The following is a 16,459-nucleotide window of genomic DNA, read 5'->3' on the forward strand; positions in this document are numbered from 1 at the left end:
CACACCAGAGCGTGAGGAACGAGAGGTGTCCGGAAGAACACCTCTCATTGCTATGCGCGGGGCGAAGGCTATCGCGTTCGTGATTCAACCGCGGCGGCGCAGGGCCTCGATACGTTGCTCCAGCGGCGGGTGGCTCATGAACAGACCGGCGAGGCCTTTCTTGAGGCCGGCGTTGATACCGAAAGCGGTCAGGCTGTCGGGCATGTTCACCGGGACGCCCTGTTCGGAACGCAAGCGTTGCAGCGCGCCGATCATTGCACTCGTACCCGCCAGTCGTGCACCGGCATCGTCAGCGCGGAATTCGCGTTTGCGCGAGAACCACATGACGATTGCGCTGGCCAGAAAGCCCAGTACCAGCTCGGCGAAAATCGTCGTGATGTAGTAAGCGATGCCCTGACCGTTTTCAGTCTTGAAGATCACCTTGTCGACGAAATTACCGATGATGCGGGCGAAGAACATCACGAAGGTGTTCACCACACCCTGCACCAGCGCCAGCGTCACCATGTCGCCGTTGGCAACGTGGCCGATCTCGTGCGCCAGTACGGCTTTCACCTCATCCGGCGAAAAGCGCTCGAGCAGGCCCTGGCTGACCGCAACCAGTGCGTCGTTCTTGTTCCAGCCCGTGGCGAATGCGTTGGCTTCGTACGCCGGGAAAATACCGACTTCCGGCATCTTGATGCCCGCGTCACGGGACAGTTGTTCAACGGTCTGCAGCAACCATTGCTCATGGCGAGTGCGAGGCTGGCTGATGATCTGAGTACCGGTGCTCATCTTCGCCATCCACTTGGAGATGAACAGCGAGAACAGCGAGCCCGCGAAACCGAACACAGCGCAGAAGACCAGCAGCTGATTGAGGTTCAGATCAACCCCGTTGGCCGCCATGAACCCATTGAAGCCAAAAAGGCTCAGGGTGATGCTGGCAATCAGCACGACCGCAAGGTTAGTGGCCAAAAACAGCAAAATGCGCATCATGGTCGAAACGTTCTCCTCAGGTAAATATGTAACTCGATGCCGGGTATATAAGGTGATGCTTGCTGCTATTCAACAGAGGGACTATTTCAAACTGTGTCCTCTTGTCGCAATCAATGGTAATCCCGCAAGGCTGAACGGCGCCTGAGCCAGAGCGGTCGATGCCTGAAGCGTTTGTGGCAGGAGGTTCACGCTGTTTCAGGCACGCAGAAATAAACTGCCCCGAGCGGGTCGGGGCAGAGAGGTCAGGCGAGAGGGGGCTGGCTGTTTACTGCCGATAACCCTTGAGGAAGTTACCGATGCGGCCAATGGCCTGCTCCAGCTCATCGACGCGGGGCAGGGTCACGACGCGGAAGTGGTCAGGGTACGGCCAGTTGAACGCTGTGCCCTGGACCACCAGCAGCTTCTCGGAAAGCAGCAGGTCGAGGACGAACTTCTCGTCGTTGAGGATCGGGCAGACCTTCGGGTCAATGCGCGGGAACGCATACAGCGCGCCCATCGGCTTCACACAGCTGACGCCGGGAATGTCGTTGAGCAGTTCCCAGGTACGGTTGCGCTGTTCCAGCAGGCGGCCAGGGGGAAGAATCAGGTCGTTGATGCTCTGATAGCCGCCCAGCGCGGTCTGGATGGCGTGCTGGCTCGGTACGTTGGCACACAGGCGCATGTTGGCCAGAATGTCGATGCCTTCGATGTAGCTCTGCGCGTTGTGTTTCGGCCCGGAAATGGCGATCCAGCCGGAACGGAAGCCCGCAACCCGATACGACTTGGACAGGCCGTTGAAGGTCAGGCACAGCAGGTCCGGCGCCAGCGAGGCGGTGCAGATGTGCACCGCGTCGTCATACAGGATCTTGTCGTAGATTTCGTCGGAGAACACCACCAGATTATGCTGGCGAGCCAGCTCCAGCATGCCCAGCAGTACTTCGCGCGAATACACCGCACCTGTCGGGTTGTTCGGGTTGATGATGACCATGGCCTTGGTGTTCGGGGTGATCTTGGCCTTGATATCTTCAAGATCAGGCCACCAGTTGGCCTGTTCGTCGCACAGGTAATGCACCGGGCTGCCACCGGACAACGCGACAGCTGCGGTCCACAGCGGGTAGTCGGGGGCCGGAACCAGCACTTCGTCGCCATTGTTGAGCAACGCTTGCATCGACATCACGATCAGCTCGGACACGCCGTTGCCCAGGTAGATGTCTTCGATGCCGACGCCTTCGACCTGCTTCTGCTGGTAATACTGCATCACCGCCTTGCGGGCGCTGAACAGACCCTTGGAGTCGCTGTAGCCCTGCGCAGTCGGCAAGTTACGGATCACGTCCTGCAGGATTTCGTCCGGCGCCTCGAAACCAAACGGTGCCGGGTTGCCGATGTTCAGCTTGAGGATGCGATGGCCTTCCTCTTCCAGGCGTTTGGCGTGCTTGAGCACCGGCCCGCGAATGTCATAGCAGACGTTTGCGAGCTTGTTCGATTTGTTGAACTGCATGGTGATGATCCCGAAAATGGACGAGCTGTCGCCGGCTTGCAATGAAGGTCGCTACATTCGCCATGAAAATGGGTTTGTGTACGACAAACGCGGGTGCCAGACTGACGTCTGACCTGGCGCAATGATACGTGCCACCTGATCTGCGGAAAAGGTACAGATCAGGGTTTTTCGAATTCGGAGGTGTACCTGTGGAAAAGTTGGAAAAAACGCTCGAAGAGTGGAAGCAGAAGCTCGACCCGGAGCAGTACAACGTCTGCCGTTTGAAAGGCACCGAGCGGCCGTTCTCCGGCAAGTACGACAAGGTCAAGACAGACGGCATTTATCGCTGTATCTGCTGCGAGGAGCCACTGTTCGATTCCACCACCAAGTTCGATTCAGGCTGCGGCTGGCCCAGCTTCTATGCGCCGCTGGAGGGCAGTGCGGTGGTCGAGGTTCGCGATATCAGCCACGGCATGATTCGTACCGAAGTGGTCTGCGCCAAATGTGATGCGCACCTGGGCCACGTGTTCCCGGATGGACCGCCACCGACCGGCCTGCGTTATTGCATCAATTCGGTCTGCCTGGATCTGGTGCCGCGTTAACAGGCTCTGTGCAGATTCAGCCAACGCCCTGTCCCAATTCCAGTATCGAGGCCTCCTTTGATGAGTGAAAACCTGCTGAGCATCCCGGTCACGACGATCAAGGGCGAACAGAAAACCCTCGCTGATTTTTCCGGCAAGGCGTTGCTGGTGGTCAACACGGCCAGCAAATGTGGCTTTACCCCTCAATACAAAGGGCTGGAGAGGCTCTGGCAGGACTACCGGGATCAGGGGTTGGTGGTGCTGGGCTTTCCCTGCAACCAGTTCGGCAAGCAGGAACCAGGCGACGAGGGGGCGATTTCCGGGTTTTGCGAGCTGAACTATGGCGTCAGCTTCCCGCTGTTCAAGAAGATCGATGTGAACGGTGAGCAGGCCCATCCGCTGTTCGTGCAGCTCAAGCAGCAGGCTCCGGGGTTGTTGGGCACGGAGCGCATCAAGTGGAATTTCACCAAGTTCCTGATTGGCCAGGATGGTCGGCTGGTCAAGCGTTTTGCGCCATTGACCAAGCCTGAGGAATTGACGGGCGAGATTGAGGCGCTGCTGCGCTGAGCCTTCAGTCGATACCAGTAATGGGTATCCACTGATCCAGAATGCTGACCAGTTCGGCGCGCCGGAACGGCTTGGCCAGATAGTCATTCATGCCTGCCGCCTTGCAGCGCTCGCGTTCATCGGGCATGGCATTGGCGGTAAGGGCAACGATCGGCAGGTTCGGCCAGCGGCCACTGCTGCGGATCTGGCGGCTGGCTTCATAGCCGTCCATGACCGGCATGTTGCAGTCCATCAATACCAGGTCGAAATGGCCTTGTTCCAGCTGTTCCAAGGCCTCGCCGCCATGGCTGCTGATGATCACTTCGCAACCCAGCTTGCCGAGGATGCCCTTGGCGACCAGCTGATTGACCGGGTTGTCCTCGACCAGTAACACCCGCGCCAGACGTGGCGCAGTGTGTTCGAGCGCCTGCGTGTCCTTGAGCCCCGTTTCTTCCTGACCCAGTATGCGCCGCAGCGTGTGGTAAAGCGCATTGCGCGCCAGTGGTCGGGCCTGCTGTTGCAGCGGGGCCAGGGCGGCAACCTGTTCGCCAGGCATGAAGTTGCCATAGGCGGTCACCAGCAGGATCGGCACGGGCGTCGTGGGTCGAATCGTAAACAGGCATTCGGGACAGTCGGTGATGACCAGATCGGAACTGCCGTCGAGGTCCACTGCTTGCGCGCGATCGTCGATGCTGCGTCGCTTGAGGTCGACCCCCCAGAACGGCAGCAGACTGCCCAGCAGCTCCACCAGTCCGCTGCCTGCCGAGCTGACCACCGTCACCCGGCCCTTGAGCGGGGTCTGAGTGACCGCAGGCACGTGGATCGGCAGCGGCAGCTCGGCGCAGAACTGGCTGCCGAAACCGGACTGCGACTGGATGCTCAACGTGCCATTCATGGCCTCGCAGAGGTTGTTGGTCAGCGCCAGGCCCAGTCCGGTGCCGCCGTACTGGCGGGTGATGGCCGTCTCAGCCTGGGTGAACGGCTGGAAGATTCGGGTCTGGGCGTCCTGCGCAATGCCGATGCCGGTGTCGCGGACTTCGATGCGCACCCGGTTTTCACCGGAGCTGGCGTCCCGATGATGAGTCAGACGCACATCCACGCGCCCGAAACGGGTGAACTTGAGGGCGTTGGACAGCAGATTGCTGACGATCTGACGCACCCTGGTCGGATCGCCGGTGACCATGGCCGGGAAGTCCGGCGCGATCAGGCAGGTCAGCTCCACACTGGGGGCTGCGTTCTGCGACAGCAGATTGGCGGTGTCCTCAATCAACATCCCCAGGTCGAAAGGAATGCGCTCGATCTCCAGGTGACCGGCATCGAACTTGGACATGTCGAGAATATCGTTGAGCAGCTCGACCAGCACCTTGCCGGAGTCGTGGGCGATCATCAGCTGCTGGCGCTGTTCGGCCCCCAGCGGACTGTCCAGCGACAGCGCCAGCATGCCCAGCAGACCGTTGAGCGGTGTACGAATCTCGTGGCTCATGTGCGCCAGAAACGCCGAGCGCGCATGCGCCATGTCCAGCGCCGTGCTGCGTGCTATCTGCAGTTCCTCGTTGGATTCGCGCAGGCGCAGGTTGCTGGCCTTGAGCTCGTTGGTGCGCGCCGAGACGATGTTTTCCAGTTCGTTGAGATGGTCGGTCAGCCGGTCCTCGGCCGCGCGTCGCCTGGAAAACTCGCTGCTCATGGTTTCAAACTGACGATTGAATGTCTCGACCAGCACACCGATTTCATCCTGGGCATGGTAGGGCGGGCAGGTGATTTTGCCCTGGTCAGGGTTACGCGGATCGCGACTGCTCAATTCGCGGATCACCCTCACCAGTGGCTTGGTCAGGGTCGCGTAAAACAGAATGGTCAGAATCCCGGCCAGCGCCAGGCTGCGCACAAAGCCGTTGAGCAGGGTGATTTCAGCGCGTTGCAGAAAATGGCTGCCGAACGCGAAGGTGTCCACGGTCAGGTACAGTGTGCCGATGGTTTCATTGGGCAGGTGATTGAGGTGCAGCTTTTCTTGGAACTGCCGGCTTTCGCCGAACAGCCAGTCACTCAACACCCGGTAACGCCCGGTGGCCATGGGGCGCTCGACGCTGGAGAGCACAGCGTCGTTGTTATCGGTAAGCCTGGCGCTGACCACGGCAGGTGAGCGCAGCAGGCCGAGTGTGAGTTCCTGGGCCAGCTCGGAGTCGATGTTGTAGGCGATGCGCGACGCCGGGTTCTGGATGATTTCCAGCAGTGACTTGATTTCACGATTGATGGAAGCGTCTTCGCTGGCATAATCGATCGCTATCTGGAACAGGCTCAGCAAGGTCCCCAGCACGAAGCCGATCGATACAGCCAGGCGCGCCTGCTTGAACGACAGCCTGTTTTTGAGCGATATATCCATGAGTACTGCCACTTCTGGTGCCCGGTGCCGGCCAAGCATAGCCGATCGGCACTGCTGACTAATCAGTTAAATATAAGGAGATCCCGTGGATTCTCGGTTGGATGCTTTTCTGCAGCGTGCCGATGCCGTGCTGGCCCGGCTGGAGCCGTTGCTGCCAGCGCTGCGCGAGCCGGTCGACTGGTCGCAGGCTCTCGCCGCGCGCTGGGTGCAAGAAGGCCGCAGCGGTTACCTGATGCCGTTGCAAGTGAGCCTGGATACACGCCTGACCGATCTGATCGGCGTCGACCTGCAGCGCGATCAGTTGGGGCGCAATACCCGCCAGTTCATCGACGGGCTGCCTGCCAACCATGCCTTGCTCTGGGGTTCGCGCGGCACCGGCAAGTCGTCCCTTATCCGCGCGCTGCTGGCCGAGTACGCCCCGGCCGGGCTGCGTCTGATCGAGATCGAACGCGACCATCTGGGTGATTTGCCGCGTGTGGTCGAGCAACTGCACAAGCTGCCGCAGCGTTTCGTGCTGTTCTGCGATGACCTGTCGTTCGAGTCGGGCGAGGGTGATTATCGCGTCCTGAAGAGTGTACTCGACGGCTCGCTGGAGCAGGCGCCAGACAACGTGCTGCTGTACGCGACCTCCAATCGTCGTCACCTGGTGCCCGAGAAGGAAAGTGACAACGTTGACTGGAAGCACGTTGACGGTGAACTGCACCCCAGTGAGGCCGTCGAAGACAAAATCGCCTTGTCTGACCGGTTCGGGCTATGGCTGTCGTTCTATCCGTTCACTCAGGAACATTATCTGAACGTGGTCGAGCACTGGATCACGCAATTGGCGCAAAAAGCCGGATTGCAGTGGCAGCGCGACGAAAACCTGGAAAAAGCCGCGATTCGCTGGGCAACCGCGCGCGGCAATCGCAATGGCCGCTGCGCCTATCAATTTGCACGTTACTGGGTAGGACTTGAATTGTTGGAGCAACACACATGATTGATTTGCAAAACACCGGCGCTGGCCTGGACGGCTACGGTTTGCTGGCAGCACAACTGGAAGCACTGCTGGCCGATGAGCGCGATTTCATCGCCAATGCGGCGCAGTTCTCGGCGTTTCTCTACACCCAGCTCGATGATCTGAACTGGGCGGGCTTTTACCTCAATCGTGACGAAGAACTGGTGCTGGGGCCGTTTCAGGGCCAGATCGCCTGCGTACGCATTCCTTTCGGCCGCGGCGTTTGCGGGGCGGCCGCGCAGAGTCGGCAAACCCAGCGCGTTCAGGACGTTCACGAATTTCCCGGACACATTGCCTGCGACAGTGCATCGAACAGCGAGTTGGTAGTGCCATTGATCAAGGAGGGGCGTCTGATCGGTGTGCTGGACCTGGACAGTCCGAGTGTGGGTCGTTTCAACGAGGAGGATCAGGCAGGGATCGAGCGTCTTGCGGCTATCTTTCTAGCATCGACCGACTGCTGAGCCGGCCGGCCTGCCGCTGCCCGGAGCACAATTCCGGCAGCGGCGGGGCAGTCATCAATCGTAGATGACTTTCTTCTTCCATTCCGATTCGGTGTCGTCCTGCTTCAGGCCTTCGGTCAGTGCGTTGTCGTCGTCTTCGGTCGGTGCGGTGTTGGTCAACACTACCGAGTTGGCACGGGCCAGCTGTTTTTCCATCGCCAGCAGTTGCTGTTGATAAGTGACCGGGTCCGGCTGGTTGCGCAAATACTGTACGCCGCGCTCGAATGCCAGACGCGCCTGACCTGGCTGATCCTGAGAAAGTGCGGTCTGGCCGAGGTTGTTGAAGAATTCGATGTGCAGGTTGACCAGAATCGTGCGGATTTCACGGATCCAGTGTTTCGCTTCGCTGGTCTGCAGAAAACCGTCATGCGCAGCGCGCGTCACCTGACCATGCAGGGCTTCCAGCAGAAAACGCACGTCCTTGGCCTTGGCTTCGGTCTGGATCGGTGTGACCGGGTTGGGTATCTCGATGCCTTCGCCCTTGGCGATCTGCTCTTCCAGTTCGCCGATGCGGTGCTTGAGCTGAGCGTTGCCTTTCTCCATGTTCAGCATGCGCTGCACGACGTTCAGCTCCAGCCGCGCCAGCAACAGCTTCAAGGCAGGTGACATCAGCTGACCCGGGAACACTTCAGTGATCTCGCTGCAGCGACGCAGGCGATCGCCGAGTTCGACCTTGGTGCGAGCCTTCTCCAGTTTGCCGTTTTCAGCGACGTGATTCAGGTAGCCGATCGCGATGAGCAGTGCGATACCTGCTACTACCATCAGCGTGATCATGAGTGGAGTCACTGTGCAAACCTCATTCGTTCAATTAGTTTTAGTGCGAGTGTAGTGGCTAAGCACTACTGCGCATAGATGTCCCTCTCGGAGTTTGTCGGCATCTGTTCTATATAGATGAGGGGAGATTGATCGGCCGCGCGCCTGGCGACAGTCGGTCAGCGTCCGAACGGCATCGAAGTTATTGATTTCAATAAATTTTCACATGGGGGTTGACGACCCCTCAATCCATCCATAGAATGCGCGCCACTTACAGCGTAAAGCACACAGCGTAGCGCAAATAAGTAGTGAATGTTGTACGTGTGTCCCCTTCGTCTAGTGGCCTAGGACACCGCCCTTTCACGGCGGTAACAGGGGTTCGAGTCCCCTAGGGGACGCCATTGCGGGAATAGCTCAGTTGGTAGAGCACGACCTTGCCAAGGTCGGGGTCGCGAGTTCGAGTCTCGTTTCCCGCTCCAAATTCACAAAAACGCCGCTCAACAGAGCGGCGTTTTTGTTTGTGCGTTTTAAGCCAGATATTTTAACGTCACGGGTTTTTAACGTTATATAAAGGAACGCCGCTCTATTAAGAGCGGCGTTTTTTCGTTTCAGGCTCAAGGCATCTGCGGCAATTCATTTGGCCGCATGTCGAACACCAACACCTCTGCGTCAACCCCTGCGCTCAGGCTCAGAATCTGTTCGTCGCGAACACGCACGCCATCCCCTTCGCCCAGTTGCTCGCCATTGAGCACCACACTGCCACGGGCAACGTGCACGTAGGCATAGCGGTTGGCTGCCAGCTCCAGGGTGGCGGTTTCATCGCCATCGAACAGGCCGGCATATACGCGAGCGTCCTGGCGCACTTTGAGCGCACCGTTCTCGCCTTCCGGCGAAATGATCAACTGCAAGCGACCGCGTTTCTGTTCTGGGCTGAAGTGCTTTTCCTGGTAGTTGGGCGTCGCGCCTGCAACATTCGGCACGATCCAGATCTGCAGAAAATGCACGCCCTCGGTGTGCGAGTGGTTGAACTCGCTGTGCGCTACACCGGTGCCGGCGCTCATCAACTGCACGTCGCCAGGGCGAATCACCGAGCCGGTGCCCAGCGTATCCTTGTGTTCCAGCGCGCCTTCCAGCACATAGGAAAAGATCTCCATGTCCCGGTGAGGATGCTGGCCGAAGCCTTTGCCTGCACTGACACGGTCATCGTTGATCACCAGCAGGTCGGAAAAGCCCTGTTCCTGCGGGTTGCGATAGCCGGCAAAGGAAAAGGTGTGAAAGGATTTCAACCAGCCATGATCGGCTGCACCACGATCGGAGGCTTTGCGAAGAGTCAGCATGATTCTTTCTCCATCTATCGACGCTGCACATTCAGCAATCGATCACGTAGGACGAAGAGTACGGCTTATCGACTGTCGCAATAAGTAGCTGAAATATGAATGACTGTCTCTCTGAGGTTGACAGTGTTCAACGCTGCGTTACGCTCTGTCGAACGCCATTAGCGCTTGATCAGGTCGCAACACATGAACCCTTTTGAAGACATGCGCATGTTCTGCCAAGTAATGGAGTCCGGCAGCCTGACCGCTGCGTCCGACAAACTGGGCCTGTCCAAGCAGTTTGTCAGTCGTCGCCTGATGCAACTGGAGGAGCGTCTGGGCGTACGCCTGCTCAACCGCTCGACGCGACGTCTGGATGTCACGCCGTTGGGACAGAGTTACTACGAGTCGGCCCTGCGTCTGCTCGCCGAGCTTGAGCAGGTGGAGCAGGGCATCACCGGACAGAACAACGAACCGCGCGGCACCCTGCGCGTCAGTGCGCCGCTGTCGTTTGCCGTTACGCACCTTGCATGCCTGCTGCCGTTGTTTTTGCAGCGCTATCGCGAGGTGGCGGTGGAAGTGGACCTGAGTGATCGTCCGGTGGATGTGATCAGCGAAGGCTACGACGTGGTGCTGCGTATCGGGGTGCTGGAAGACTCCAGCCTGATCGCCCGGCGCATTGCTTCTATCGACCGGGTGTATTGCGCCAGTCCGGCGTACCTGGCCGAGCGCGGCACACCACAAAAGCCCGAAGACCTGCACACCCATGATTGCCTGCCCTATGGCCACAGCCGTCAGGCGCAGTGGCGTTTTCAAGGGCAGGACAAGCCGTTGACCCTCAATGTCAGCGGGCGTATGCGCGCCAATAATGGCGAGCTGCTGAGGGAATCAGCCATTGCCGGGCTGGGCATCACCTATTTGCCGACTTTCATTGTCGGCGCGGCGTTGCGCGAGGGCCGTCTGGTCCGGGTGCTGGATGACCTGCGCCCCGAGCCGTTGACGCTGTCCGCGGTTTATCCGCAACACCGGCAGGCGTCGCGACCGGTGCAGGCGTTCATCGAGTTCCTGCGCGAGCGTCTGGAATCAGGTATCGAGCTGAATGATCGTCAAGCTTGAAGCAGGCTGGCACTCGATCTATTGATGATTAATTTGCATCTTAGGCTAGAACAAAAATGAATTTAGCTAATTTTTGTTCGGGTGTTAGGGTCGTTGCCGATCATTTCGATTTGCCCAACGCCAGTGGAGAAGCTACCTGTGCCAACGACCCTCATCCTTTGGAGCCAACGCTTGCTGAAGGGGCTGGCGCTGAGCCTTGTGGCCTCGCTCAATACCCAGGCGGCCAATCTGATCGTCGGCGATCAGAGCTATAGCGCCCGCACCGTGATGGAAGCCGCCGGGGTCCTCGAGGACTTACCTTACGAACTGGAATGGAAGCAGTTCACCGCAGGCTCGCCGGTCGCCGAGGCCTTGAACGTCGGCAGCCTGGATATTGGCTTGCTGGGTGATTCGCCTGCGCTGTTCATGGGCGCGCTGGGGGCCCCGATCAAGGTCATCGGTGTGTCGCGACAGAACCTCGACGGCGTTGCCATCGTTGTGCGTAAGGACTCGCCAATCAAGACCGTGGCGGATCTGGCGGGCAAGAAGGTCGCCATCTGGAAAGGTTCGTTCAGCCAGCAACTGATGCTCACTGCACTGGACAAGGCCGGTATCGCCCGCGATGCCGTTGACTATCGCTACCTCAGCGCACTGGATTCCTCCCACGCGCTGGACGGCGGTTCGGTGGATGCGATTGCTACCTGGGAACCCTACGTCACTCAACAGGAACAACAGGGCGCGCGGATTATCGCGACTGCCGAGGGCTTGATTCCGGCGCAAAGCTTCATCGTCGCCAACGATCAGGCGATCAAGGACAAGCGTGCACAGATCAGCGATTTCCTGCAACGCCTGCAGGCCGCCCGCGCCTGGTCGGTCAGCGATCCGCAGCACAATGAACGCTACGCCAACGCGTGGGCCGCGCTGACCAAGGCCGATGCCGAGGTGGCACGCCGCTGGTTCTCCCGCGCCCAGGTGGTGGTCGTGCCGATCACTGCGCAAGTGGTGGCCGGTGCGCAGCAGACCATCGATTTTTTCAACAACGCGGGGCTGACCAAGCGTTATCCTGCCGCCAGCGTGTTTGACGAGTCGTTCAGTGCCGCGCTGGCCGATCAGGCGCAGGCAGTGCGCTGACCGACTGCCTGCCAATGCGCTATCCGGGAGCCATCACCATGAGTTTCACATCATTGCATTGGGGCGCTTACCGTCCACAGGTCGAGGACGGCAAGCTGACCGGGCTGCTGCCAGCAGAATGGGACAAGGACCCGTCTCCGATCGGCGATTCGGTTGCCGAGGCCATTACCTCACCGACCCGCATCAGACGCCCGGCGATACGCCGCAGTTTTCTTCAGCAGGCCGGTGGACGGCCGGATCTGCGTGGTCAGGAGCCGTTCATCGAGGTTTCCTGGGAGGTCGCGCTGGATCTGGTCGCCAGCGAGTTGCAGCGAGTCCGGCACGAGCATGGCAATCAGGCTATTTTCGGCGGCAGCTATGGCTGGGGCAGCGCGGGGCGTTTTCATCATGCGCAAAGCCAGTTGCATCGCTTCCTTAACTGCATCGGCGGTTATGTGTTCAGCACCGACAGCTACAGTCTGGGTGCCGGACGGGTGCTGATGCCGCACATCGTCGGCAACATGGACTGGTTGCTGGCGGCGCATACCTCCTGGAAAAACCTGGCCGAGCATTGCGAGCTGTTCGTCGCGTTCGGTGGCTTGCCCGCCAAGAATGCCCAGACCAGCCCCGGTGGTGCCAGCGACCATCTGCTGGGCGACGCGCTACAGCGTATGTCCGATGCGGGCGTGCAGTTCGTCAATGTCAGCCCGCTGCGTGACGATCTGGTTGGCCCGACGCATAACCAGTGGCTGGCGGTACGTCCCGGCAGCGACACGGCGTTGATGATGGCGCTGTCCTGGGTATTGATCAGTGAAGGGCTGCACAACGAGGATTTCGTCCAGCGCTATACCGTGGGCTATGCGCGTTTTCGCGATTACCTGTTGGGCCACACCGATGGCCAGCCGAAAGACCCGCGCTGGGCCGAGGCGCTGACCGATATTCCTGCGCAGCAGATTGTCGAGCTGGCCCGACGCATGGCCAGCAAGCGCACCATGATCAACGTCGCCTATTCATTGCAGCGCTCGATACACGGCGAGCAACCGTTCTGGATGACCGTGACCCTGGCCGCGCTGTTGGGGCAGATCGGTTTGCCCGGTGCCGGTTTCGGTCTGGGGTATGGCTGCATGAACAACACCGGCAGTGGCCGCAAAGCGTTCTCGGGGCCGCGCTTTTCCCAGGGCAGCAACCCGGTCAAGGCGTTCATTCCGGTCGCGCGGGTGACGGACATGTTGCTCAACCCCGGGACGCCCTTCGATTACAACGGACAGCAGCGCAGGTACCCGGACATCCGCCTGGTGTACTGGGCGGGTGGCAATATCTTTCACCACCATCAGGACCTCAACCGGCTGCTGGAGGCGTGGCAGCGGCCGCAAACCATCATCGTCCACGAGCAGTTCTGGACCGCCCAGGCACGCTATGCCGACATCGTGCTGCCAGCCACCACGGCTCTGGAGCGCAATGACATCGGCAGTTCGGCCTCCGACCGTTTCATGATCGCCATGCAGCAGGCCATCGAGCCCGTGGGAGAGGCGCGTGATGACTACTCGATTCTGGCTGCGCTGGCCGAACGGCTGGGAGTGGCACAGGCGTTTACCGAAGGTAGGGATGCGGGGGAATGGCTGCGCTTTATCTATGACGAGTCTCGGCAACGGGCCGAAACGTTTGGCATCACCCTGCCTGATTTCGAGCAGTTCTGGCGTGACGGTGTACTGGAAATAGACTACCCGCACACCGACAACGTGCTGCTTGAATCCTTTCGCCAAGACCCTGACGCGCATCCGTTGCCGACGCCGTCCGGGCGCATCGAAATTTTCTCCGAGCGCATCGCAGGCTTTGGCTATGCCGATTGCCCCGGTCACCCGGTGTGGCTGGAAAAGCCTGCGCCGACCCACGCGCTGCACCTGCTGTCCAACCAACCGAAAACCCGTTTGCACAGTCAGTACGACCACGGCAGCTACAGTCGCTCCTCGAAAATTCAGGCGCGCGAGCCGCTGACCCTTAATCCGCTGGATGCTCGCGCACGCGGGCTGGTCGATGGCGATGTGGTCAAGGTGTTCAACGAGCGTGGCGCGTTTCTGGCCGGGGTGATCGTCTCGGACGGCATTCGCCCCGGCGTAGTGCAGATTGCCACCGGGGCCTGGTTCGACCCGCTGGTACACGGCGAACGGGGCAGCCTGGAAAAACACGGCAACCCGAATGTAATCACCGAAGATGTGGGCGCCTCCAGCCTGTCGCAGGGTTGTGCAGCGCAGACGGCATCGGTGGACATCGTCAAATGGGATCAGGACCTGCCGCCGGTGACGGCGTTCGAGCCGCCGTCACTGCTCTGACGCGTCCTATTGGTCTTTGCTGCGTGCTGCAAACGCCGCCTTGCCCACGCCCGTCAGTACTGCGTCGTTCTGTGGGGTGTGCACCCGACCGCACAGGACGTTGCGGTAGTGGCGCTGCAACGGGTTGCTGCGTGACAGTCCCGGATTTCCCGAGGCCTCGATGGCCAGCTCTACCGCGCGGATGGCATTGCCGGTCACCAGGTATTTGATCTGCCCGGCGTGCTGGGCAGGTGTGTGCCCGTGGGCAGCCGATTGCAACAGGCTGCGATTGGCGAACAGCAGGGTATCGATCTGCCCGACGGTTTCCTGAAAGCGCGGCAAGGTCGATAGCGCCGCGCCAAGGTTGGAGGGCGTACGCTGTTCCAGCCAGTGCACCAGCCAGTCGCGGGCGGATTGAGCGATGCCGTCGTAGACCGACGATAGCAGCACCGCCATCCACAGCAGGCCCGATCCATCCAGTTCGGATTGCGGAGCGCTCCACGGGCTGACGCTGACGGCGTGATCGAGCGGCACCAGCACATTGTCGAATCTGACTTCGTGGCTGCTGGTGGCGCGCATGCCCAGATGGTCCCAGTCCTCAATGATGGTGATGCCCGGCGTATCCTTGTGGACCAGCCAGCTGCCCACCAGCGGGTCATCGTCATCGCTGCGCGCCCACACGGCAAACCAGGTCAGACCGTGGCTGCCGGTGGAGTAGATCTTGCTGCCGCTGATGCGCCAGCCTTGCGCGGTGCGGTGCGCGATGGTGCCTGGCAGGCCGCCACGCGCGGGCGTTCCCAGATCGGGCTCGACGCGCAGGGCGTTGATCAACGCGCCCTTACGCACGGCCTGTTCGGCCACCTGCACGCGCAGATGGCTTGGCCAGTTGCGGTTTTCCTGCAGCCTTGAATGCTGCAGGTATTGCATCACCAGAATCAGCGCCGTCGACGGCTCTCCCCGGGCCACCGCGCTGATTACCTGTTGAGCACGGGGCAAGTCGGCACCGCCGCCGCCCAGTTCGGTCGGAACGGTCAGGCCAAGCAGGCCGTGAGTGTGCAGCCGCTGGAAGTTGGCATGGGGAAATTGCGCGCTGATATCGTATTGCTCGGCAGTTTCGGCCAGCGCTGCGGTCAGTTCCGCCAGCCGTTTACTGAAGTCCTCGGCGGACTCGGGCGCGTCTTGCTGCTGGCGCGGGGTAGGGCGCAGGGTCGAGAGTGTCATGCGGGGTCCTTTTCGCAGCGTTTATTGGGCGGTGGCCTGCGCGATCTGCGCGCGCGACGCGTTGAAGCTTTTGTCGAAGCCTGTCGAAACGTCGATCCGTTTGCTCAGGATGCCTTCAGCCAGGTAAGTGTCGGCAGTGGTTTGCAGGCCCTGGACAATCTGGTCGTCAATCGGCGTGCGCTGCATTTTCGTCGCCTTGGCCACTGTGAGGTGCACCGCCAAGGGGAGGCCGGTGACTTTCGCCTGGGCCGCCGCGTACTCCTCGGGATGGGCGTTGGACCAATTGAAGGCGCGTTCCACACGCGCAACGAAATCGTCCAGTTGTGCGCGCTTGCCTTCGATGGCCTTGCTGGTTGCGGCAAGGTAGAGGTGGTTGCTCAGCAGCTCGCTGCCGCTGACGAGCACCCGCGCGTCGCTTTGCGTGATGGAGATCGTGGTGTACGGGTCCCAGGTCGCCCAGGCGTCGGCATCGCCACTGTCCAGCAGCAGACGCGATTCGCTGGGCAGCAGATTGATGAAGGTGACATCACTGGTTTTCAGCCCGGCCTCATGCAAGGCGCGGATCGCCAGATAGTGGCCGATGGAACCGCGTCCGGTGACGATGCGCTTGCCCTTGAGGTCGGCAACGGTCTTGATCGGCGAGTCTTTGGGTACCAGCACCGCAGTGGTGAAGCGGCCCTGGGCATGGGTGATGCTGACCACTTTCAAGGGTGCACCCGCCCCCAGAGCGAATACATAGGGCGCATCACCCAGCGCACCGATATCCACTGCCTCGGCATTCAGCGCTTCACCCAAAGGCGCGGCCGAAGGGAACTCGGAGAACTTGATTTCGTACGGCACACCCTTGAGCTCGCCGGAGACCTGCAGCAGGGTTTTCAGCAACGACTTCTGGTTGGCCACCAGCAACGGTGCCAGCTCAGCGGCCAGAACCTGCTGACCTGCCATGACGCTCAACAGCGCGCCCAGCAACAGGCTTTTGAAGGGCAGGGGGGATTTGAAAAAAGGCAGCATTTAAGTGTGTCTCCAATAGGGTGATGAATAGTCCTGATGAGCCTTTGACGCTTGTGCCAATACGCCTCACCTTTAGAGTCGGACGCAGCCTTGTGGGAGCGAGCTTGCTCGCGAAGACCCTGTTCCAGACGCAGAAAATGCACTGAATGTAGCGCCCTCTTCGCGAGCAAGCTCGCTCCCACTTGGCGCTTGTGCCAATGCGCTGCGCGGTGTACTCAACG

14 protein-coding genes and 2 tRNA genes are annotated in these 16,459 nt (G+C 60.3%); 9 read left to right on the forward strand and 7 right to left on the reverse strand.

The window, feature by feature from the left end; all coding sequences use genetic code 11:
• Positions 1-84: 84 nt before the first annotated feature.
• A complete protein-coding gene (gene htpX / locus GE543_RS11775) occupies positions 85-972 on the reverse strand; it encodes a protease HtpX (protein ID WP_003314685.1) in 888 nt (295 codons plus the stop codon).
• Between the two features lie 265 nt (positions 973-1,237).
• Complete coding sequence (locus tag GE543_RS11780) at positions 1,238-2,449, reverse strand: pyridoxal phosphate-dependent aminotransferase (RefSeq protein ID WP_003314686.1); 1,212 nt, start codon at positions 2,447-2,449, stop codon at positions 1,238-1,240.
• Positions 2,450-2,637: 188 nt separating this feature from the next.
• Between GE543_RS11780 and msrB the strand changes: the two genes are divergently transcribed.
• Both msrB and GE543_RS11790 read left to right on the forward strand, forming a co-directional pair.
• Entirely contained in the window at positions 2,638-3,030 is a 393-nt protein-coding gene (gene msrB, locus GE543_RS11785; protein WP_058822350.1) for a peptide-methionine (R)-S-oxide reductase MsrB, read from the forward strand.
• A 60-nt stretch (positions 3,031-3,090) separates the two neighbouring features.
• On the forward strand, positions 3,091-3,576 hold the full coding sequence (locus GE543_RS11790; protein WP_153221502.1) for a glutathione peroxidase: 486 nt from the start codon (positions 3,091-3,093) through the stop codon (positions 3,574-3,576).
• Positions 3,577-3,580: 4 nt separating this feature from the next.
• On the opposite strand, the gene GE543_RS11795 is transcribed toward GE543_RS11790, so the two are convergent.
• Positions 3,581-5,932, reverse strand: a complete 2,352-nt coding sequence (locus tag GE543_RS11795) for an ATP-binding protein (RefSeq protein ID WP_153221503.1) — start codon at positions 5,930-5,932, stop codon at positions 3,581-3,583.
• A gap of 85 nt (positions 5,933-6,017) precedes the next feature.
• On the opposite strand from GE543_RS11795, the gene GE543_RS11800 reads away from it, so the two are divergent.
• Complete coding sequence (locus GE543_RS11800) at positions 6,018-6,908, forward strand: ATP-binding protein (RefSeq protein ID WP_011268543.1); 891 nt, start codon at positions 6,018-6,020, stop codon at positions 6,906-6,908.
• The gene (locus GE543_RS11805) at positions 6,905-7,387 is read left to right on the forward strand and encodes a GAF domain-containing protein (protein ID WP_153221504.1); all 483 of its coding nucleotides are present in this window, start codon (positions 6,905-6,907) and stop codon (positions 7,385-7,387) included. Before GE543_RS11800 ends, GE543_RS11805 begins: the two co-directional genes overlap by 4 nt.
• Positions 7,388-7,441: 54 nt before the next feature.
• Here the strand turns inward: GE543_RS11805 and GE543_RS11810 are convergent, their stop codons facing one another.
• Positions 7,442-8,200: a hypothetical protein gene (locus tag GE543_RS11810; RefSeq protein ID WP_004411141.1), complete on the reverse strand. Its 759-nt coding sequence runs from the start codon at positions 8,198-8,200 to the stop codon at positions 7,442-7,444.
• 304 nt (positions 8,201-8,504) lie between these two features.
• On the opposite strand from GE543_RS11810, the gene GE543_RS11815 reads away from it, so the two are divergent.
• Positions 8,505-8,580 (forward strand) — tRNA-Glu (locus GE543_RS11815).
• 2 nt (positions 8,581-8,582) lie between these two features.
• Positions 8,583-8,658, forward strand: a tRNA-Gly gene (locus tag GE543_RS11820).
• 135 nt (positions 8,659-8,793) lie between these two features.
• On the opposite strand, the gene GE543_RS11825 is transcribed toward GE543_RS11820, so the two are convergent.
• Positions 8,794-9,516 (reverse strand): pirin family protein, encoded by a 723-nt coding sequence (locus GE543_RS11825; protein ID WP_024640857.1) that lies wholly within the window; start codon positions 9,514-9,516, stop codon positions 8,794-8,796.
• A gap of 183 nt (positions 9,517-9,699) precedes the next feature.
• On the opposite strand from GE543_RS11825, the gene GE543_RS11830 reads away from it, so the two are divergent.
• The 3 genes from GE543_RS11830 to GE543_RS11840 all read left to right on the forward strand — a co-directional run bounded on the left by GE543_RS11830 (position 9,700) and on the right by GE543_RS11840 (position 14,027).
• The gene (locus GE543_RS11830; protein ID WP_046236234.1) at positions 9,700-10,608 is read left to right on the forward strand and encodes a LysR family transcriptional regulator; all 909 of its coding nucleotides are present in this window, start codon (positions 9,700-9,702) and stop codon (positions 10,606-10,608) included.
• 138 nt (positions 10,609-10,746) lie between these two features.
• Positions 10,747-11,718 carry an ABC transporter substrate-binding protein gene (locus GE543_RS11835; RefSeq protein WP_371927153.1) on the forward strand — a complete coding sequence of 324 codons (972 nt, stop codon included), beginning with the start codon at positions 10,747-10,749 and terminating at the stop codon, positions 11,716-11,718.
• A gap of 38 nt (positions 11,719-11,756) precedes the next feature.
• Positions 11,757-14,027, forward strand: a complete 2,271-nt coding sequence (locus GE543_RS11840) for a molybdopterin guanine dinucleotide-containing S/N-oxide reductase (RefSeq protein ID WP_153221505.1) — start codon at positions 11,757-11,759, stop codon at positions 14,025-14,027.
• Positions 14,028-14,033: 6 nt separating this feature from the next.
• On the opposite strand, the gene GE543_RS11845 is transcribed toward GE543_RS11840, so the two are convergent.
• Positions 14,034-15,227, reverse strand: coding sequence for an acyl-CoA dehydrogenase family protein (locus GE543_RS11845; RefSeq protein WP_153221506.1), 1,194 nt, complete (start codon positions 15,225-15,227; stop codon positions 14,034-14,036).
• Positions 15,228-15,248: 21 nt separating this feature from the next.
• The gene (locus tag GE543_RS11850; protein ID WP_153221507.1) at positions 15,249-16,238 is read right to left on the reverse strand and encodes an ABC transporter substrate-binding protein; all 990 of its coding nucleotides are present in this window, start codon (positions 16,236-16,238) and stop codon (positions 15,249-15,251) included.
• Between the last annotated feature and the right edge of the window lie 221 nt (positions 16,239-16,459).

Source organism: Pseudomonas sp. SZ57 (genome assembly GCF_009495975.1).
Lineage (GTDB): Bacteria > Pseudomonadota > Gammaproteobacteria > Pseudomonadales > Pseudomonadaceae > Aquipseudomonas > Aquipseudomonas syringae.